Source organism: Streptomyces sp. B15, assembly GCF_018070605.1.
In the GTDB taxonomy this organism is placed as follows: Bacteria; Actinomycetota; Actinomycetes; order Streptomycetales; family Streptomycetaceae; genus Streptomyces; species Streptomyces smyrnaeus.
Map to the genome: position 1 here is coordinate 1 of NZ_JAGPXJ010000095.1, position 19747 is coordinate 19747.

The following is a 19747-nucleotide window of genomic DNA, read 5'->3' on the forward strand; positions in this document are numbered from 1 at the left end:
CAGCCGAAAGGCCCGTGATCCTCCGGTCGCTGATGATCGCTGCACGAGACGCGTTCCCCACCACACAACCATGATCAACGATCAGGAACCCGACGCCTCACCGCCAACCATGCACGAGCTCGTTAGCTGGGTGAATCCGCGCTGCGGAGCCCGCTGCGGGCGCCTGACGGCACCTCACGACCTCGTATGCGGAGGGGCTTATTCATGCTGTTTTGACCTTGATTTTGGCTTGTCGCATGTTCCTCGGCACCTGGTTTGCTCCCTACGGTGGCGTTTCACGAGACGTGATCGTCTCTGTCACGAAAACACGAGGGGGGAACCTACGTGAAAAAAGTGGTAGCGCTAATCGCGGGCTTACTGCTGAGCGTGCCTGCCATCCCGGCAGCGGCCGCAGGCCAAGACGTTCTGGCGCCAACGGCCGGCAGTCGGCCAGGAGCGGCGCAGCAGCCGCAGCAGACCTCCGCACCGACAAGGGTGGACACCTGCGAGGAGCTGCCCAAGATCCGCCGTGCCCTGCCGGAGGGGGAGGCCGACAAGCCGCTGGCGTGCCTTCGGTCAGCCACGGAGGCGGAGCAGAAAGAGATGCTCAAGGGCAGGAGCGACCAGAAGGCACAGCGGCCCCAACTGAAGAAACGGGTTCCGGTGCCAAACTGGTGCTACGACCACGTGAACGGCGGCTGGTGGGCCGAACGGTTCCGGGCGTGCCAGGTACGCACCATGGTGCTGGACATCTACGTTGCCGACAGCGGCAAGCCGGTGGGCCAGATCCGGTACTTCGAGGAGGGCTACGTCTACTCTGATGCGCAGAACTCGACGTGGGGGAGTCAGCTGGGCATCGACAAGTACGACGGCTGGGGCCTGACCGGCGGAGTGCTGGTGGCCGGTGACGCGGGGTGCCCGGGCGGGTGCCAGGCGCACGGCAAACTCGCCTCCCAGTTCGTGACCGACAAAGGCATCGCCACGGGCGAGTGGCTTGTCGACTCCGCTGTCAAGGACGCGACAAAGCCGATGGTCGTCAAGGAAATCAACAAGATGAAGTACCACTTCTTCAGCCCCAACTGGGCCAAGCCCAGCGGCTGGGCAAGGGTGGCGTCGGAGCCGGCGCGCTGCGACAACGTGATGAAGCGCGTCAAGCCCGGGTGTGTGTTCCCCAAGCACACGCCGACGATGCACTCAATGAAGAAGCTGCCGAGCATCGCCGACAACATACGCCGGGTCCAGAAGGAAGGCCCTCACCACTACGGCCTCAAGAAGGCAGACGGTAACCCGCTGACCCGCACCACCAACGCGAAGGTCCGCGAAGTCAACCGCAAGATCGCCTGCCCGAAGAGCCGGCCGCGCCCGGAGGGGAAGTCATGTGACGAATACCCCTTCGCCTCGACGAACCAGGGCGCCTCGAAGACTGAGAGCCCCGACTGGCAGTGGGCCTGGGTCCCCAAGGAAGAGAACGACAAGCAGGGCGAACTGATCGCCCTCTTCTACGAGGAGCAGCGGATCTTGAACGGCAACAAGTTCTGGGTGGAGGTGTAGCAGGAGCCATGGCCCGGGAAACGGAGCGGGTGTTCATCGCCGACAGCCAGTACTACATCCGCGGCGAGGTGTTCGGCGTCCTGGAGCGGCGTGCGGGCTCCAACGGGCTCGTAGATTCCGTTTCCCGGGGCGGGCTGGCCGATCCTGGGGATTTCGCGATCGTGCGGACGGGCACGGAAACAGGCGGCCTCCTCCTGACCGTGGATGTCCGGGATGCTGTCCCCGAGCCTCCCGACTTGGACGCGTGGGAGGAGATCGTCGAGGTCAGTCTCACCCTTCCTGGCGAATGCCCGGGCGTGCTGACGGCAGGAGATGAGGACGAAGACGCCGAAGCGAGCCGCCTTCCCGACTTCACCTTCGCACAGCCCGGCCCTTTCCGCGTCCGCGTGCATGCCCGCGGACGCGACGAAGGCGACCGGCTTCAGATCGTGGAGGAGGACGAAGAGCCCGTCGAGGAGCACTACATCCTTGTATGGTCGGCCCCGGTAGGCCCCTCAGTCGCCCACAAGTGGACGGATACCTACGGCGAGCGAATCCGCTCCCGTTAGCAAGACCATCCCCCTGGCTGGAGCGACTGATCACTCCCTCGGCCACAGGGGAGCAGACGCCAGGCGAGCGAAGTCGCCGCGGCCGACGGTCAACTGCGGGAGGTGACAGTCACTATCCGCTGCCCCCCCACTTGCGGCCCCGCCAAACGCCCAGTGCGGCGGGGTCGCTTCGACACGACATGGAGGGGGCGCCTTGTCAGATGACGTGGGCAACGGCTGCTGTGGACTCGTGCTGCTGGCCGTGATCGGGTCGGTCGTCTACGTGTCCTGCTCAGGCGGGGACGACACAGCCGACGCCAAGCCAAAGGCCGCGGAGAAGGCCGCGCAGTGGCGACTCGACGAGAACAGCGTCGCGGGCTCAGATGCCACGCTGTGGACCGACACAGAGAAGTCAGTGCGGCTGAAACTGCTGGACGGACTGAGCGCCGAGGATGCGCACTCCGACGCGCTTGATGATCTCGACGACCGTGAGGGGCTGACAGCGGCGGACGTGCGGATCACCCAGCTCGGGGTCAGCCACGGCGTGGTCTCACCTCCCCGCCGCGATGGCACCGCCCTCTTCACGCCAGACTCCGGCTTCGAGGGCGAGGCCACGGTGACGTACAGGGTGCAGCTGAAGGGCCGGCCGGAGACCGTCCGGGGCAACGCCACGGTTACGGTGGAGCTGAGCCCAGGCGGCAGGTATGAGCGCGGGTATGACAACTGCGCGGAGGCGCGTGCCGATGGAGCGGCGCCGGTCCGGCGCGGGGACCCGGGATACGGCGAGCACCTGGATCGCGACGGCGACGGGACCGGCTGCGACCGGGGGTAGACGCCGCGCCTCACACTGCGGGCCCTGCCGTCTCCTCATCGGCGGCGGGGCCCGCTTCTGCTCTGCGGCTCCCCTCCGGTTAGGTCGCGGTCTACCCTGCCGGCATGGAGGATCTACGTGGTTCGGTGAACACCATCCTGTACGGGCCGACGGACAAGTTGGACGCCGCGCTGGCCAGCATCCGAGCCGCCGGGATCACGGCTCACGAGGACCGCTTCGAGCCAGGTGCGATCTCCGCGTTCCACCACGACGGAACAGATGACCCGAGCGTTGAGTACGTCCAGCAATGCGAGGAGCGCGTGCGGGCTGCGGCCGAGGGGACTGGCTTCACAGTGGATCGCACCACAGCCTGGGAGAGCGGCGTGGCCACCAGGAAGCTGCCGTACAACCGGCACACCGGCGAGTGGCTACAGGAGTACGTCGATACCGCACTGCCACCGGTGTTCTTGGAAGAGCAGTTGACGCGTCTCGCCGAGCGGCGTGGCCTCTCGATCTCGGACATCGAGCTGCGCGACCCTCCAGAGTTCGACATCCCGCTGGGCTGAGCTGGGCAACGGCACCCGGACTGTGTACCCGGCGCGGTCTGTGCTCTCCCGCCCACGCGGAGGTGGTCCGGCCTGTACGACGGCTGGGAGATACCATCCGACGTGCTCTCCGCCCGCGCGGAGGTGATCCGATAGCGGCGGGCAACACCGAGCAGATCCTCGTTCAGGGCGAGCCAGTTCAGATGTCACCCGATCGTGCATCAACCCCGTGCAGCGACTGCGCAACATCGCCAGCGTCGCCGTCACCGACAAGGAAGAGACCGCACTCGCAGACCTCGGCCGGGACCGCAACGCTCTCCAGCACTATGGCTTGATCCACAACGCCCGGGCCCTCGAAGCCCGGGCCGGCCGGGTGCTCGATTTCCTGGTCCGGTTCCTCGACGACACGCTGATCCCCGACCTCGATCTGGAGGAGCCGAACGACCTAGGCCGTGTCTGACAATCGATCTTGGGTGGGTTCGCGGAGCCAGAGGATGAGTGAGGCGAGGTGGATTCCGGCCCGGTAGCGTGCGGCGAGTTTGTCGAAGCGGGTGGCGATCGCGCGGAACTGTTTGAGGCGGTTGAAGCAGCGTTCGACCACGTTGCGGGCCTTGTAGAGGTCGCGGTCGAAGGCGGGCGGCCTGCCGCCGGTCTGTCCGCGCCGCACACGGTTGGCCTTCTGGTCCGAGCGCTGTGGGATCACAGCCCGGATGCCTCTGCGTCGCAGGGTCTGGCGGATCGCCCGGGAGGAGTAGGCCTTGTCCGCGATGACAGCGTCGGGCCTGCGACGGGGTCGCCCGGCTCCGGCCCGGGGCACTCTCAAGCGGTCCATGACCTCGTCGAAGACGGTGGAGTCGTTGACGTTGCCGGGTGTGACGACGACGGCCAGGGGCAGGCCCCGGCCGTCGGCGGCGAGATGGACCTTGGTCGTCAGTCCGCCGCGGGAGCGGCCGAGTGCCTGGCGAGCCGCCGCAGATGCCGGATCTTCCAGTTCGTCCCGGCCCGGCGCCCCTTTTTACGGGCTCCGGCGGCGTGCTGGTGGGCCCGGCTGACGGTCGAGTCCACCGAGACCGTCCATTCCACCGCGCCGATCGAGTCGTCACGGACCTGGACCTCCTGAAGCAGACGGGCCCAGGTTCCGTCCGCCTCCCAGCGGGCGAAACGTTCATAGACGGTCTGCCACGGGCCATAGCGTTCCGGCAGGTCACGCCACGGAGCACCGGTCCGCAGCCGCCACAGCACCCCGTTGATCACCTGCCGGTGATCCCGCCACGGACGGCCCCGGCCATCCACGCCTGGCAACAACGGCGCTATCCGATCCCACGCCGCATCCGTCAACTCACCACGACCAACCACAAGATCAATTATCAGACACGGCCTAGGCCCCGACATGATCCACATCAAGAACTGCCTCGACGACATCCAGACCTTCGTTGACCAGCGCCTGCGGCGCCTGCGCGGGACGCTGAAGGACTACGAGGAACGCACCGTCCACTGCCCCGCGTGCGAGCAATTGGCCCTGGTCGCGGACGGGAAGACCAACCGCTGCCACTTCTGCGGCCTGGTGGTGACCACCACACAGGCGTTGATCAACTTCTACCTGTTCGGTCATCCCGAGCCCGAGAGCCAGGTCAAGGTCTGCCCCCAGTGCACGCAGCCCACCGTGGTGAAGAACGTCCCTGTGGCCACAGGCGAATGCGTGGCGTTCTGCTTCGGCTGCCCGGGGCCCATCCGCAACCAGTCGGACAACTCAACGGAGGTGCCGCAGTGACGACACTGGTCCGCTCGCCCCGGACCAGGTCCGCAACGCTGCACCGCGACCCGCGCAACCAATGGCCCGAGCACGCCCGCCGCCTTTACGATCGCCTCGTAGTGCTGTACGGGACCGACGACGCGCTGCCCACGCTCGCAGCCTCCACGTAGTCCCGCATGCGGCGCCGCACTTCTACCCGGCCAAACCGGCCGCCCGCTCGCAAGAACAGTTCCTTGAGCTCGGCGCTCCACTGCCCCCGTGACGAAGTCTGCCATCATGTGCCGATCGTGCTCGGTTCATGCTGCCGTCCACTGCGGCTTGGCCGAAGCGCCCCCTGAAGCCCCGTCAGCCCGCTAGTCTGGAAGGACCGGCTCTGACCAGCGGCAATGGTGAAGTCCCACTGGAGTATTAGACCTATTCGTGCTCCAGCCGTCGCGCTTGCTCACCGATCTTCTTCCGGGGCTTCAGTACGCGATTCGATGCCCGCCGTGGCGATTTCCCCGCAGTTGCTCAGGGAGAGGCCGCAGAAGGGGCAGGAGAAGGACTCGACCGTTCCGACGTCGACAACCCCGCCAGGGTGGATGCACGACTGCGCCCACTCATCGCAGCGGCAGGGTACGGGTCTGAGGTCCCCGTACACGTTGCCGGCGTAACCGCAGGCCGGGCACTCACGCCACCACACGTGGTCACCGCTTGCCCGACTGCTTATCAGGCAGCCTCTCTGGTCGAGGTGGATCAGAATGTCAACTAGGGGCATATCGCGATGGCGACCCTGAACGTCGACGAGTCCAGCGATGACACCTGAAGCGATCATGACCTTGACCGTTACAGCAGTATGGGACCGCTGCATGACGCCAGAGTCCTCGTGGGAGGACAGCGGCGCAGGGAGCGGGAGCACTCCGTACTCTACGAGCAGCCTCTCGGCGGCTTGCCCGGCTTGGGATCCCTCGATCCGTAGTGCAGTGACCAGTGCAGCGTCCAGCGCGGTGCGGGTGACGTCCCCTTCGAGCTCGCTGGACATTGTGGCCTCGTCCCAGGAGGCGGCTTCAAGGCCTGTGCTGAGGGCTACCGAGATAGCTGAGCGGGCACGCTCGCGCGCGGCGAGCGCAAGTTGTTGGGCGAAGGGTTCCAGAAGAGGCTGTTTGTCCTGTCCTGCGGGGGCGGGCACGGAGGCAACCTGGCTCAGATCTGCGAAGACGTTCGTGTATTCGCCCCAGAAGTCAGCTGGGTCCAGGCCTAGCTCGGCGCGGACAGACTCGACGACCTGGACACCCGTTTCGATGACCTTCCTGACGGCCATGTCATCGAGGTAGGCAGAGTGCGCGACACCGTTGCGGGAGTCGGCGAATGGCCGAAAAGTCCGTTCATCCACTGGCATACGGCCGTGCATGAAGACGGCTGCAGTCTTGAAGGCTTCGAGTATGCCGATGGTCCTTGCCTCAGAGAGAGGCTTGACGCCGTTCGCGTCCCCGTGGCCAAGAGAGTGAAAACGGAAGGACTGGTCACCCTTCTCAGCGATCAACAAGGGGTTGTGACGGCACAGCAAGGCCTTGAGGATGTGTTCGCATCCGACACCAGCATGTAGGACCGCGAAGGCGTGATTCCCTTGGCGCCACGAGTCCAGGGACGCGCGCAGGAACCGGCTCGCCATCTCGGTGAAAGTCTTCTCGTTCAAGTTTTCCCTCCCCCTCAACTCGATCTTGACTTAGTGCTCGGGCCCTCGTCCAGCACGGGTCCTGTTGGGCCTCCGAGTGGCATCCCAAGTCGAGGGTCAGCGTCGTGAACATTGCGTCGGCTTACACCTCGTCGGCACGTCGTCCGTGAAGTCGCCGGCGGACTCCCTCGCCCGCCCGAGGTCGTGCCTGTACGTCCGCGTTCCGCCGGGGAACGGCAGGAGAAGGTGCTCAGGTCCGGCGTGGCAGTCTCGCCTGCGGCCAATCCGCCTCGAGAAGCAGGTCGAGCTTCTCGGCGTACGCGAAGAGCAGCCTCGCATCCTCCTCGAGGTCCTCAAGGGTGCAGACGATGTTGGCGCCATCCTGCTTCCTGAAGAAGCGGGAGCGCATGACGCCCACGCCGTCCCAGTTCCACCAGGAAGCGTGAACGGCATCGTCGCGGCGGCGCTTGAGCTCGTTGGCCTCGCCCCACTCAAGGATCTCGGCGAGTGCGGCGGCCTGTGGAATGCTCCTGCGGGATTGCGCCACCAGCAGTTTGTGAAGGTCGGACCATGTTTTGTCGACGAGTGAGAAGCCGCCCTGCTCGTCTCTCAGTAGCAGTATGAGCCGCTTCATGGCCGCCTCGACATGGCCGCCGGCGACCACGATGGCGCCAATCAGCCCGTAGAGGCGTTCACGGTAAGCGAGGTCGGCTTCGTCCGGGCCTCCGTGGCGCCCGACCCTGAAGGTGGAGATGTCCACGCTCGACCGGGCTCTGGGGGTGGTGATGTCCAAGTCGATAGACGGTCCACCGTCCAGCTGGGTGCTCATCCGGTAATAGAAGGAGTGCCCGGGCGGGGGCCATTCATCTGACATACCTCGATTCTGTCGGCTCAGGCTCCCCGGAGCCACCGCTTTCTGCTCTGCCGCAAAGGCCAGCGCGCGTCCAGTGCAGGTCCCCGAGTGAGGGCAGATCTGCCACGTTTTCAGAACACCGTTGTCCGCGAGGTCGTGCAGAGCCCGGGATAAGCCACGATCGGGCATGGGGCGCCGTCACCCGCGTCCGCGCGAGGCTCCCACGCCGCAGTGCCCAGACGGCAGGGCGCCTTCGATCGGAACGGGCGGGGGTCAGTAGCGTGGCATAACGAAGCTGCAGTGCTGCCCCCTCTGTTCCGTGCTGCGGGTCGCTGAATGGTTCGCCGCGCACAGCGGCGGTGGTCCGCGTGTCGAGGCCGTTCCACGGGGCGTCCTCCCTCCATGACTGTGACGAGCCCCCTGGTCAGAGGCGCTTTACGCTCTCGGCGAGGCTCACCACGGCGGATGACATCCGTGCAGAGCACCGTACGGCCCGATACCTCCCCATGCGGGTCGAAGGACGATAGTGACGCACGGCTGGGGGTCAAGGGGTCGTGGGTTCAAATCCCGCCGTCCCGACTGCGAAGATCGCAGATCGGAAGCCGTTCCAGCATTTGCTGGGACGGCTTCTTCCGTACGTGCGTTTGCTCCCATGATGGGAGCCCTCTGGGAGCACTCGCGCTCCCACGCTCCCAGACGTCAGCAGCGCCCGATTTCTCCGTCTCACGATCGGGTCGAGGTTGTGCGCGGTACGCCGCTGCTGCGCGCCGTCGTCAACGGTGCGGTATCGCCACCCCCCGGCGGGTGGACGGGTATTCCCGGACAGAAGGCACAAGAGCCCCTTGACCGCACGGGGAGGGCGGTGCCGGCCGCTACGGCCTTGCGGCTGACACGCTCCCCGCCCCTTCGTCGCACAAGGGAGGGGCTTGCCCAGGCCAGCGCGGCAGTGCCCGTCGCCCCCGTGACGCAATCCCACGCCCGGGGCAGGCGGATGACACTTGAGCACGGGTGGGAGCGTATCCGCGAGAGCGGGAGCATCTGTGGGGCGCGGTAGAACGCTACAGAGGGCCGTTCCAGCGGGGCCGATGCACGGGGAGTCAGATCCGTCACGGAACGGAGAGCTGACGATGGCCGAGCGCGTGAAAAGCCGTCCCTTTTGCGGAGGTTGGCTCGCCGGGCAGGGCGAAGCGGTTGAGGTGCCGCGAAAGGGCACCGGTCTGATCCGCGAAGGCGAGCGGCGACGAGTGCGGTGTACGCGTTCATCGAGCCGGAGAAGACCACTGCATCGCTCTCGTGCGTCACCTACTGAATGGGACCCGCTTCCCCCTTGAACACCTGGCGGGCCGAGAAGACCCGGCGGACCACGCAGGCCAAGCAGGTCGGCGGACGGGCCCGGGCCTTCGGCAGGGGCCGGGCCCGTGGCCGTCCTCGTGCTGATACGCCGGTGGTGGGCTACGCCTGGTCGGTGGGAGCGAGACCGGTTTCCCACGCCCACGCGGCGATGCCCACCCGGTTGCGGACCGCCAGTTTGCGCTGGAGGTTGGCCACATGGGATTTGACGGTGGGGAGGGAGATGAACAGTTCCTCGCCGATGTCGGTGTTCGACAAGCCTGCCGCGATCAGCGTGGCGACCTCCTCCTCGCGCGGGGTCAGGGGTTCGCCGAGCGGGCGTTGCGTCGTGGTGTCCGGCGGGGCGAGCCGGTGCAGCATACGTGCGGTGATCTGCGGGCTGATGAGGGCGTCGCCGGATCTCGCCGCACGCACCGCCTCGACCAGCAGAGCCGGGCCGGAGCGCTTGAGCAGGAAGCCCGAGGCGCCTGCGCGAAGTGCGGTGTGCACGTAGGTGTCGAGGTCGAACGTGGTGACCACGACGACCCGGATGGCAGGGTCCGCTTCGGGCCCGGCCAGGAGCCGGGTCAGCTCCAGGCCGTCGAGCTGCGGCATCCGGATGTCCGCGAGCACCACGTCGGGACGCAGCCGCCGGGCGGCGGCGAGCGCGGTGGTGCCGTCGGCCGCCTCCGCGACCACGGTCATGTCGGGCTGGGCGTCCAGGATGAGGCGGAAGCCGTTGCGGACGCTGGCCTGGTCGTCCGCCAGTACGATCCGGATGGGGCCCGGCCGTAGGGTCATGCGGCGCTCCCCTCAGGTGCCGGGCCCGTCTCCTGGTGCGGGCCGGCGGCCTTGCGCGTGGTGATCCTGGGCAGTGGGAGGACGACCGTGACCTGCCACCCGGCGGGCCCGTGCGGCCCGGCGGCCAGCACACCCCCGAGGGCATGGGCCCGCTCGGTCAGGGCTGCCAGTCCGGTGCCGCTTCGGGGGCGTTCCGGCAGCGGGGCGGGCCGCTGAGGGGTGGATGTCCTGTCGCTGTGGTCGGTGACGGTCAGGTGGAGGGCCTCGCCGCTGTGGTGGGGCCCGCGACGGACGTCGATGGTGACGGTGGTCGCCGCGGGTGCGTGACGGCGCACGTTGGTGAGGGACTCCACAACGGTCCGGTAGCCGAGCGCGCCGACCTCGCCGGGCACCTCGTCCAGGGCGCCGGTGCCCACATGGAGACGGGCCGCTACGGTGCCGGTACGCGTGAACCGAGCTGCCAGTTCGTCGAGTTGGGACAGGTCACGCGGCCGTTCGCGGCTGGGAGCGGGAGTGGAGGTGGGGTCGGCTGTACGTGGCGGATCCGGCAGCGGGCACCGGGCTCGCGGGGCGTCTTCGCCGCCTTCCGTCCTGTGGCCGTCCTTCCCGCCCTCCTCGTTGAGCATGTGCACCGTGCGGTCCATCGCGGCCAGTGCCTGCATGCCGGCGTCCTCGATGCGCGGCAGCAGCTCCACCGCCTGCGCGGGGTCCTCCTGTGCCAGGACACGTGCCGCCTGTACGAGGACCACCACGCCCATGACATCGTGCGAGGCGAAGTCGTGCAGATCGCGGGCGACTTCGAGACGTTGCTGGCGGCGCTGCGCCGCGAGTGCCTTGCGCCTCCTGGAGTCCAGGCCGCGCAGGTAGCCGCCGGACGCGGCGGCCCCCGCCGTCAAGAGCGCCCAGGCGAGACACAGCACACCGGTCTCCGCCGGGTCAGCGGGCGGCGCGAGCTGGGGGCCGATCCGCACCGGAAGGAGCACGACGGCGAGTGCCTGCAGGACAGCGGGCACGAGCGTGCTGCTCCGGCTCCGGCCACCGCTCCCCCGCACCTCCGACACCAGGAGCGCGAGCAGCGCGCAGGTCTCCAGCAGCCACCACCAGCCGGTCGCATCGGCGACCGGCCCGCGGTACGCAACGGTCACCGCCACGGAGCACACAGCGGCGGCGAGCCGCAGCCGGCGTGCGACCGAGGGGTGCTGCGGCAGTCCGGCCACGGTCGCCAGTGCCGCACAGGCGGTCAGCAGCCCAGCCCCAACGATCATGACGCCGGTGGTGGGTGCGCTCGCCGCACCGGCGGCGACCAGCCCGCAGACCAGCAGCCCGCTGAGGACACGTATGCCGATAAGGCGGCGATCGCTCATGGGTGTGCACCCTATGAGAACGTGCCTTCCGCGCGAGTGGCAGCCCGGCCGCCGGGCCGGCGGACGGGCACCGGGCTGGACGGGCGGCGTCAGTCCTGCTCGGTCCACCACGGCCGCGTCCCGTCCAGGCTGCGCAGTGCGTTGGTGGCGCAGTGCACCTCTCCGCCGACGGTGCCGCGGTGGTGGGAGTAGTCCCAGTCCTCCACCCAGGCGATGCGGGTACCGGTCCCCGCGAGCGCCTTCTGCGCGGCCCGTTCGAAGACGTCGGCACCGTCCGTCGTCCGGGGAGCGTGCTGGCGCGGGGCCAGATACACGCCTGTGCCGGTGCTGACGCCGTTGGCCGCTCCGGGCAGGTAGTTCGCGACCACGCCCTGGCGCGGATATCCGGCGGGCAGCTCCAGTTCGTTGAACAGCGCGGGTACGCGGACGATGTCGCGCTCCGTCAGTCCGGCCTGCTCGCGCAGGGTGCGCAGGGCGGCGTCGATGCCCTTACGGGCGATCGCGGTGCCGCGGGTCAAGGATTCCTTGCGCAGGGCGCCGGCGACCGTCAGCCCGGGGTCCTCGGTGTCCTTCGCCGGGATGCCGTGGACCAGGGGCCGGTCGCCGTGCCCGTCGGCGGCGAGGCCGCTCAGCAGCTCCCGGCCGAGGCCGGGGTCGGCGACGACGGCCACCCAGCCGCGTGCGTTCCGTGCGGGGACGAAGGACAGGAACTCGTCGATGTGCCCGACCCCCAGCCAGCCCGTGTCCAGCGCGAGGGGCCGCTGATAGCCCTGGGCGGCGAGCATCCGGGTGAACGTCGCGTCCGGGGCTTCCTTGCCGCCGTTGCCGCCGTAGACGATCCTGCCGACGGGGTAGTGGCGGCCGCGCCAGGTGTGGGGCGGGAGGGTCCCGAAGTTCCCGGTGGAGCTGAACGAACCGTAGTACTGGGTGTCATCGCTTCCGACGCGCCGGGGATCGTACTGCTGGATCACACCCGTACCGGAGCCGCGGAGCAGGGGGAACGCGCTGCGGGAGGCGTCCCTGAGCGGAAACTCGCGGGTGGCCGTGCCCGGCATCACGTCCGCCGACCGTACGACGACCCTGACGCGGTGTTCCTTGTCATCCGGTGCGGGAATGGAGGCGTAGGCGGCCTTGAACAGGTCCTGCATCCACACGTCCCCGCCCGTGGGGTAGTTGTAGAGGGGGGCGGGCAGCCCGGCCCGGTCCAGGCCCCGTCGCAGGTCGCGGCGGAACGCCGCTTCGCCGGGCTCCACCGGCTCGGGCTGCGCGGCCGGATCATAGCGCTTCCCGCGTTCCACCTCGGCCGGTTCCGTGGTGTGATCGGCCGTCATCAGATGCCGGACCGGCATCAGGTCGTGCTCGAAGACCAGCGGCGCGACCTTGAGCCGTATCCGGTCCTCGGCACTGCTGCCCTGGCTGCTGACTCTCAGGACGAGGTCGGCGATGCCATTCCAGCGCTGCGGGTCGCGCACGAAGTCCCGGGCCTCGACGCCGAGCCGGACACCGCGCCGCAGCTCCTCCGTGCTCAGCCGCTCCCCGGGCGCCAGCGCGACCATGCGGCCGCGCCGTTCGGCGAAGACGCGGACGTGCTGGCGGGTGGCGGGTGTGGCGGCGACCGTGGCGGTGGTTCCGGCACCGACACGCGGCTCGGCCCCGATACGCACGGGCGCGAGGTCGTCCAGGTCGGCCTTTCCGTTGACGACGCTGTCCGCCGCGTCGTTGCAGGCGGCGATACGCTCGTCGGACAGCCGGGCACCGCCGGCGTCCGCGTCGGGGCAGCGCCGCCGGTCGTCGTCCACGTTCGGCAGCATCAGCGCACCGCGCTCGCGAGTCCACTGCCCCTTGCCCCGCTCGTCGTCCGCGGTGACCCGCCCGTCCCTGTCGGTGTCCGCGCGGAACGCCGGGATCCGCGGCGCCGCCTGCGCCGGTGCCATGGGCAGGCTTCCCGTGGCGGCCACCACCAGGAACGCTGCTCCCCACCTGCCCGCTCGTACGGGCCGGAGGCGGCCGCGCCCGCCCCGAAGGCGCAGGCCGGCGCTGCCGACCGGGGAGACGGACAGGGCCGCGTTAGAATCGTTGTTGTTCACGGCACCACCTTCAGCCGGGGACCGGACGCGGTGCATCAGCCGAAGTACGGGTTCCCGCCGGGCCGTGGGCGGCCGTCTCATCCTTTCGGCAGCCGTCGGGGTGTGCGGTGTTCTCCGGCGGCATAGTGACTTCAGCGCCGCACACGGCGAAGAGCCGAGTGAGCTCCCGAGCGGCGTGCCGCTGCCCAACCGGCGGCGCCCTTGAGAGCTGTCAACCGTCGCAGCACTCCGGAGGGCTCCTTCACCATCGCCCGGCGCTGGACGACGCCCGAACGCAACCGCCTGAGTGAGCGTTTGCCATCCTCAGATTGAGCAGGTCAGGTGGAGGGTGAGGACGGTTTGGGCGAGGCTGGTGATGCGGGTGGTGGAGCATCGCAGCTTTTGCAGGAGCCGCCAGGTCTTGAGGGTGGCCATGGCCTGCTCCACGAGTGCGCGGATCCTCGCGTGCGAGCGGTTGTGCGCCTGCTGACCTGCGGAGAGCGTCTCCCAGCGCCCCCAGCAGGGCACGCGCATGGTGCCGCCGGCGCCCCGGTAGCCCCTATCCGCCCAGCACTCCACCCCGGCCGCTTCGAGAGCGCCGATGATGTCGTGGGTTCGCGCGGCCTTGGTGTCGTGGACGGCTCCGGGCAGCGCGGGCGAGGCCCACAGCAGCCGGCCGTGTGGGTCGGCGATGACTTGCACGTTCATGCCGTGCTTCTTGTGCTTCCCGGAGTAGAAGGGCCGGTCGGCGGCGGTGCGGTCGGTCGGCAGCAGGGTGCCGTCCAGGATGACGAACGCCTTGGTCGAGGCGGTCTTCACCGCCTCGGCGAGAGTCGGTGCGAGGGCGGCCAGGAGGTCGACGGCTTCGCGGATGTAGCGGCAGGCGGTACTCGTCCCGATCCGGAATCCTGCTGCGAGCTGGGCGTACGTCGTCCCGTTTCGTAGATGCGCCAGGGCCGGGAGGGCCTGACGGCCGGCCGAGAGCCGGCGCCGGCGGCTGCCGATCTGGCGACGGTGTTCACGCAGGCGAGCAGCGAGGAATCGCAAGGATCGGCTGGACACGTCCAGCCCGCACGGGTAGACAAGCACACGAAGCCTCTGGTGGGCGAGGGAATCTTGGTCGTGAACCCGTCTACCAGGGGCTTCACCCATCTGCCAGCCCAACCACCCAGGGCGCAGGCCAAGTTGGCAAACGCTCACTGGGTAGCGGGGTCGAAGCCTGACAGGGGCAGCCTCACGGGAACGGGCTCGCCTGGCTGCCGGTCGCCGAGGAGGCGCAGCATCAGCTCCAACGCAAGTACGGTCTTGCCTGCGCCCGGTGCCCCAGTGGTGATCACGCGGCCTGGGCGCAGGGCCCGGTAATAGTCAGTGATGGCGCTCAAGGTGCCGGCCGGTCCCGCACCTGCTGCGGCCCCGGCTCCCGCCGGAGCGGGAACGAAGTCGAAGCCGACGTCGACCGTTCGGGTGCTACCACCGAGCAGCCGGTGACGGACCCTGGCTTCCTGCCGTTCCACTACCGGTGCGAGCCGGTCTGCCAGCCCGGCGGTGTCGGTGTCCTGCCACACCAACGTGCGGCGCGCCATCTCGAGAGCCCAAATGCCGACCACCAGCGCTGCGCTCCCGGAGATCCCGCCGATCGGGTCTACGTCCCCGGTCCCGGCCGTCCGCACCACCACCACGGCCAGCACCAGCCCACACACCGCTACAGCCGCCCACCACCAGCCTGCCCCAGGCCTTCCAGTCCCCATGGAACCCATCCTCGTCCCGGGCGACACCGCTACGGGCGGGCTTCGCCAAGAAGAGACCACACACAGCCCGGGCAACACCGCTGCGGGCCGGCACTCAACAGACCTGACCAGAAACGATCAACGTCCCTGCCGTCTGGACGAGAACACAGGTCGCGGGCACTGCTGTACAGAGGTCACCGTAGACGCCTAACGAGCTTGTGCATGGTTGGCGTTGAGGCGTCGGGTTCCTGATCGTTGATCACGGTTGTGTGGTGGGGAACGCGTCTCGTGCAGCGATCATCATCGACGGACCGCTCCACCATCACGCGCGATCGGCGAGGTACGACCGCTGCTCGCCGAGCGAGGATGCACTGTGGGCCCTGGCCTTCGGCTGCGAACTCTGGCCGAGGTCGTCGACCGTCTGGGTGCCAGCGGGAAGACTGGGATCGTCGACGGCACCGAGATCCGGGTCCGGCGGCCGGCCGCCGACCACGGCCAAGCTGGCCTCCGAAGCCTGAGGCATCTGGAGCCGATACGCCTCTGGGGACCACTGGCGGTCACCACCAGGCTGGAGCCTTCGGAGAACTGGTGACAGTTGAATACGCGAGCCCACCAGTATCAACCCCACCGTCCGCCTCGGGCTGCGGGCTGTCGCCGTACTGACGGGGTCAGGCGCCGTACTAACGGGGGTCGGCAGTATCGGCAGCGGTCGGCACGCGGCTCGGCGGCCGCGTGCCGCCCCTGGCAAAGGGCCCCGTCGCACACCCCCACGCAGGCGGAAACAGGGATCGCCCCCGGAAGATGGAAGCGTGCGGGCCCACCGCCCCATGCGGCTGGTACGCCGTCTGCGCGGAGGCCGTACGGACGGATGCCGTGTATACGGAGGAACGGAGAGTACGGCTACCGACCCCGCCGCGACGAGTGCGTAGGGCGGCAGGTAGTAGATGGTCAGCCAGTCCTGCGTCCCGGCAAACTTTCGCAGTCCCGCAGCCGTGTGGACATTGAGGTTGTCCCAGACCAGGACGATGGGTCCGCCGAGCTGGGTACGGGATAACCAGCAGCAACATCGCGAGTCAACCTCGGTAGGTGGCCTGTCCGGAAACATCGTGGCCCCGTCAGGCGGCTGATGACAGGGCCTACGCCGCGTGCAGCGCCAGGGTCGGGGAGAGACGCGCTGCGCGGACCGCCGGGTAGAGGCCCGCGAGCGTGCCGATGACCAGGGTGGCGCCGAAGCCACCCGCGACCGACCACAGCGGGACGACCCAGGGCAGGCCGCCGATATGCGCGAACACCCCCGTCGCTGCCGCCCCCAGGACGACGCCGACCGCGCCGCCGAGTCCGGACAGCAGCAGTGACTCCGTGACGAACTGGATGCGGATCTGACCGCGTGCCGCGCCCAGTGAGCGCCGCAGCCCGATCTCGTACCGTCTCTCCAGCACCGAGATAATCATGGTGTTGGCGACGCCGACCCCGCCCACCAGGAGCGCAATGCCGCCGAGCCCCAGCAGCAGGCTGTTGAAAGCCCCCTCCGACGCCGCCTTCGCCTGGAGCTTCGCGGACGGATCGGTGACCTTGACGTCCTGCGAGTTCTCCGGGTCGATCGTGGGCGCGAGCAGGCTTCGTACGTCCCTCACGGAGTCGTCCGTCGAGCGCTCGTACACCGAGGTCGGGTGGCCGTCGAAGTCGAGCAGCCGTTCGGCGGCGTCCCAGCCGACGAGCGCCGATCGTTCGAGCTCCGGGGCCAGGGGCAGCGGGGCGAGTATGCCGACGACCGTGAAGTACCGCTCACCCAGCCACACCTGTGCTCCCGCCTTGCCGACCCCGAGCCGCTGCGCGGCGACGTCACCGAGTACGACGGCGGGGTAGCGGCCATTGGCCCCGTTCAGCCAGCGGCCACTGGCGGTCTTCCCCCGTACGACCTTCAGCAGTTCCTGGGTCGCGGCCTGGACGGTGATGCCCCCGCTCTCCTCCTCGGGGAGCTTGTCGGTGCGGCGTACGGTCGTATCGACGGTGCCGGTCGCGCCCGCCTCCTCCACTCCGTCGATACGGCCGACCTTGCCGACTGCGTTCTTCGGCAGCTTGACGTCCTCATCAGCGAACATCGACTCGCCAGGCGACGCCACCAGCATGTCGGTGCCGAGCCGGTCGAGGCGCCGCATCAGCTGCTCCTGGCTGGACGCCGATACGCCGACCACCGAGATCATGGTGGCGATACCGATGGCGATGCCCAGCGCGGAGAGGACGACGCGCAGCGGGCGGCTGCGCAACCCGCCCGAGCCGACGTGCAGGACGTCACGCGGGCTGAGCCGGGCCGGGCTGAGCTTGCGGCGCGCGGAAACACGGCGCGCGAACCTGTGACGGGGCATCAGGCGCCCGCCCAGGCGTCGCCCGGCACGTGCACCCGCACGTCTTCCCGCACGTCATCCCGTACGTCCTCGACCACCGCACCGTCCCGCAGCCGGACCCGGCGCGGCAGTCGGTCCGCGACTTCCGTGTCGTGTGTGATGACCGCGATCGTCGCCCCTGCCTCGCCCAGGTCGTGCAGCAGCTCCATGACCGACTCACCGGACGCGGAGTCCAGCGCGCCGGTCGGTTCGTCCGCCAGCAGCAGTTCGGGGGCGCCGACCACGGCGCGTGCGATCGCCACCCGCTGCTTCTGCCCTCCGGACAGCTCGTGCGGCCGGTGCCGTGCACGGTCGGCGAGGCCGACCCGCTCCAGCGCCTCAGCGGCACGCCGCCGCCGTTCGGCGCGCGGCAGTCCCGAGTACAGCAGCCCCTCCGCCACGTTGTCCTGCGCGCTGATCCCCGGCACCAGGTGGAACGCCTGGAAGACGAACCCCACATGCCGGGCCCGCAGCGCGGACAGTTCGCGGTCGGAGAGCGCCGCCACATCGAACCCGGCGATCTCGACCGAGCCGGAGGTGGGCCGGTCCAGCGTGCCGACGATGTGCAGCAGCGTGGACTTCCCCGAGCCCGAAGGACCGACGATGCCCACCAACTCGCCCTGCTCAATGTCGAGATCCACGTCGTTCAGCGCCGTGACGCCGTCCGCATACTCCTTTGTGACCCCCGTGAGGCCGACGACCCGGGTCATATCTTGGGCACCCCGACCTTCATGCCCTCACGCAGCCCGCCGCCGCTGACCTCGACCCTGCCCTGGCCGAAGAGGCCCAGTTCGACCCGTACATCACGGGCCTTGCCGTGCTCCACGACCTGCACGCCGAAGCCCCCGCCGTCCATCGCGAGCAGCGCCTCGACAGGTACGGTCAGCACGTCCTTCCGGGACTGCCCCTTCAGCTCCACCGTCACGGGTGCCTGGTCCAGCGCTTCCACCTGCTCCGGTTCGTCGAGGGTGACGGTGACCTTGACCTTGGCCGAGTCGTCCTCGGAGTCGCCGCCTTCCTTCTCGGCCGAGGTGCCGACGGTACGGATCTCGCCCTCCGCCGACTTGCCGTCGGGGAGTTCGACGGTGACCTTGTCGCCCTGCTTGACCGCTCCGCTCTCAGCCACGTCGAGCTTCATGGAGACGACGCGCTCGGAACCGGTGGTCGTCAGCACGGGCTGACCAGGCGCCGTCCGGTCGCCGACGGAACGGCTGAAGCTCTCGATCCGTATGTCGTCGGGTGCGAAGGTGATGTCCTCCGGACCCACGGAGCCGGTCTCCTTGTCGCCGTTCGCCTCCTGCCAGCGCTGCACGGCGTCGGCGGTGAGGCCGGTGTACTCCTCGTCGACCGTGAAGCCGGTGTAGCCGAGCGCGGCGAGGTTCTCCTCGAGCTGCCGTACGTCGGCGCCCTCGACCCCCTTCTTCAGCGTCCGGTACATCGGCTGGGAGCCGCGCATCAGCCGGACGAAACGGTCGTCGACCGCGAACAGCTTGCCGTTCCGCTTTACCACCGAACCGGTCTTGGCCGTCCAGGTCAGCGTGCCCGCGCCGGCGGCGTTGATCTTCCGCTCACCCCCGTAGCCGATGGTCCCGTCCGCCTGTGTGCTCTCGCTCAGGTCGCCCCGTTCGACGGCGGCGGTGTCCGGGGGCAGACCCGCGTCCTTGGACGTACCGCCATCGTCGGCAGAGTTCTGCGTGGCGAACACGGTGGAGCCGCACACCGCGATCACTATTGCCAGTGCAGCCATCAGTACAGTGCCTCGCTTCAGCCTGGGACGCTTCACTTGCTCAGGCCCTTGCAGGCCTTGTTGGCCTTGTCGAACTTCTTCCTCTCCTCGCCCTTCGGCACCTTCCTGGACTTCTGCATGCCGCCTTCGCCGAACTCGGGGTCGGGCATGTTGTAGCCGTTGTCCCGCATGCACTTGGCGAACTTGAGCATCTTGTCCTTGTCGGCCTGCGACAGGTCCTGGGCGCCACCGTTCGGAGCCTTGTCCCGGCAGGCCTTCATCGCCTTCTCCACCTTCGCCTTGTTGCCGCCGCCGATGGCGACGGTGCCGCCCTTCTTTCCCTGGCCCTCGCCCTTGGGCTCGCCCACATCCAGGCCGTTGTCGCGCAGGCACTTGCGGAACGCGACGGCCTTGTCCTCGTCGGTCTTGCCGGCCGAGGTCCCGGAGCCCTTCGCGTCCTTGTCGCCGGAGCTGTCGGAACACGCCGTGCCGAACAGGCCCAGTGCGGCCACGCAGGTGAGGGCGGCTGCGGCGCGACGGTGTGCGGGTGACTTCTGCATGACGGTCTCCTCGTCGAAGACGGTGACGGTGCGGTGCTCTCGAACGCGATGACCGTGCCGCAGAAGCGTGTTTCGTTTCTCTCAGCGAATCCGTTTACACCGACGAAACCCCCAACC

Annotated in this window: 19 protein-coding genes and 1 pseudogene; 7 read left to right on the forward strand and 13 right to left on the reverse strand. The window is 68.7% G+C overall.

Going from position 1 to position 19747, the window contains the following annotated elements; genetic code table 11:
* Nucleotides 1–366: 366 nt before the first annotated feature.
* From KBY19_RS37650 to KBY19_RS30120, 5 genes are all read left to right on the forward strand, one after another.
* The gene (locus KBY19_RS37650; RefSeq protein ID WP_210967107.1) at nucleotides 367–1530 is read left to right on the forward strand and encodes a NucA/NucB deoxyribonuclease domain-containing protein; all 1164 of its coding nucleotides are present in this window, start codon (nucleotides 367–369) and stop codon (nucleotides 1528–1530) included.
* A 29-nt stretch (nucleotides 1531–1559) separates the two neighbouring features.
* Entirely contained in the window at nucleotides 1560–2078 is a 519-nt protein-coding gene (locus tag KBY19_RS30105; protein WP_210967108.1) for a hypothetical protein, read from the forward strand.
* 229 nt (nucleotides 2079–2307) lie between these two features.
* On the forward strand, nucleotides 2308–2889 hold the full coding sequence (locus KBY19_RS36955) for an excalibur calcium-binding domain-containing protein (protein ID WP_307843664.1): 582 nt from the start codon (nucleotides 2308–2310) through the stop codon (nucleotides 2887–2889).
* A 104-nt stretch (nucleotides 2890–2993) separates the two neighbouring features.
* A complete protein-coding gene (locus KBY19_RS30115; RefSeq protein ID WP_210967109.1) occupies nucleotides 2994–3434 on the forward strand; it encodes a hypothetical protein in 441 nt (146 codons plus the stop codon).
* 208 nt (nucleotides 3435–3642) lie between these two features.
* Complete coding sequence (locus KBY19_RS30120; RefSeq protein ID WP_210967110.1) at nucleotides 3643–3873, forward strand: hypothetical protein; 231 nt, start codon at nucleotides 3643–3645, stop codon at nucleotides 3871–3873.
* On the opposite strand, the gene KBY19_RS30125 is transcribed toward KBY19_RS30120, so the two are convergent.
* A protein-coding gene (locus tag KBY19_RS30125) for an IS5 family transposase (protein ID WP_210967122.1) occupies nucleotides 3859–4805 on the reverse strand; the annotation gives its coding sequence in 2 pieces (ribosomal slippage) (nucleotides 3859–4412 and nucleotides 4412–4805; 948 coding nt in all). The genes KBY19_RS30120 and KBY19_RS30125 overlap by 15 nt on opposite strands.
* Here KBY19_RS30125 and KBY19_RS30130 point away from each other — a divergent pair.
* Nucleotides 4804–5184: a hypothetical protein gene (locus KBY19_RS30130; RefSeq protein WP_210967111.1), complete on the forward strand. Its 381-nt coding sequence runs from the start codon at nucleotides 4804–4806 to the stop codon at nucleotides 5182–5184. The two genes, KBY19_RS30125 and KBY19_RS30130, sit on opposite strands and share 2 nt — an antisense overlap.
* Entirely contained in the window at nucleotides 5181–5336 is a 156-nt protein-coding gene (locus KBY19_RS30135) for a hypothetical protein (protein WP_210967112.1), read from the forward strand. The genes KBY19_RS30130 and KBY19_RS30135 overlap by 4 nt, the downstream gene beginning before the upstream one ends.
* A gap of 272 nt (nucleotides 5337–5608) precedes the next feature.
* Here the strand turns inward: KBY19_RS30135 and KBY19_RS30140 are convergent, their stop codons facing one another.
* The 12 genes and pseudogenes from KBY19_RS30140 to KBY19_RS30190 all read right to left on the reverse strand — a co-directional run bounded on the left by KBY19_RS30140 (nucleotide 5609) and on the right by KBY19_RS30190 (nucleotide 19630).
* Nucleotides 5609–6841, reverse strand: a complete 1233-nt coding sequence (locus KBY19_RS30140; protein WP_210967113.1) for a hypothetical protein — start codon at nucleotides 6839–6841, stop codon at nucleotides 5609–5611.
* A 229-nt stretch (nucleotides 6842–7070) separates the two neighbouring features.
* Nucleotides 7071–7649: a hypothetical protein gene (locus KBY19_RS30145; RefSeq protein ID WP_210967114.1), complete on the reverse strand. Its 579-nt coding sequence runs from the start codon at nucleotides 7647–7649 to the stop codon at nucleotides 7071–7073.
* A 1476-nt stretch (nucleotides 7650–9125) separates the two neighbouring features.
* On the reverse strand, nucleotides 9126–9803 hold the full coding sequence (locus KBY19_RS30150; RefSeq protein ID WP_099885677.1) for a response regulator transcription factor: 678 nt from the start codon (nucleotides 9801–9803) through the stop codon (nucleotides 9126–9128).
* Entirely contained in the window at nucleotides 9800–11167 is a 1368-nt protein-coding gene (locus KBY19_RS30155) for a sensor histidine kinase (protein WP_210967115.1), read from the reverse strand. The genes KBY19_RS30150 and KBY19_RS30155 overlap by 4 nt, the downstream gene beginning before the upstream one ends.
* An 89-nt stretch (nucleotides 11168–11256) precedes the next feature.
* Entirely contained in the window at nucleotides 11257–13254 is a 1998-nt protein-coding gene (locus KBY19_RS36960; protein WP_210967116.1) for a protein-arginine deiminase family protein, read from the reverse strand.
* A gap of 303 nt (nucleotides 13255–13557) precedes the next feature.
* Complete coding sequence (locus tag KBY19_RS30165; RefSeq protein WP_210967117.1) at nucleotides 13558–14322, reverse strand: IS5 family transposase; 765 nt, start codon at nucleotides 14320–14322, stop codon at nucleotides 13558–13560.
* A gap of 107 nt (nucleotides 14323–14429) precedes the next feature.
* Nucleotides 14430–14921, reverse strand: a complete 492-nt coding sequence (locus KBY19_RS30170; RefSeq protein ID WP_210967118.1) for a hypothetical protein — start codon at nucleotides 14919–14921, stop codon at nucleotides 14430–14432.
* Nucleotides 14922–15882: 961 nt separating this feature from the next.
* Nucleotides 15883–16002 (reverse strand): annotated as a pseudogene (locus KBY19_RS36965) (transposase); the annotation flags it as partial.
* 94 nt (nucleotides 16003–16096) lie between these two features.
* On the reverse strand, nucleotides 16097–17326 hold the full coding sequence (locus KBY19_RS30175; protein ID WP_099885672.1) for an ABC transporter permease: 1230 nt from the start codon (nucleotides 17324–17326) through the stop codon (nucleotides 16097–16099).
* Nucleotides 17326–18054: an ABC transporter ATP-binding protein gene (locus KBY19_RS30180; protein ID WP_210967119.1), complete on the reverse strand. Its 729-nt coding sequence runs from the start codon at nucleotides 18052–18054 to the stop codon at nucleotides 17326–17328. The genes KBY19_RS30175 and KBY19_RS30180 overlap by 1 nt, the downstream gene beginning before the upstream one ends.
* Entirely contained in the window at nucleotides 18051–19091 is a 1041-nt protein-coding gene (locus tag KBY19_RS30185) for an efflux RND transporter periplasmic adaptor subunit (RefSeq protein ID WP_185018877.1), read from the reverse strand. The genes KBY19_RS30180 and KBY19_RS30185 overlap by 4 nt, the downstream gene beginning before the upstream one ends.
* Before the next feature lie 32 nt (nucleotides 19092–19123).
* Nucleotides 19124–19630 carry a hypothetical protein gene (locus KBY19_RS30190; protein WP_099885669.1) on the reverse strand — a complete coding sequence of 169 codons (507 nt, stop codon included), beginning with the start codon at nucleotides 19628–19630 and terminating at the stop codon, nucleotides 19124–19126.
* Between the last annotated feature and the right edge of the window lie 117 nt (nucleotides 19631–19747).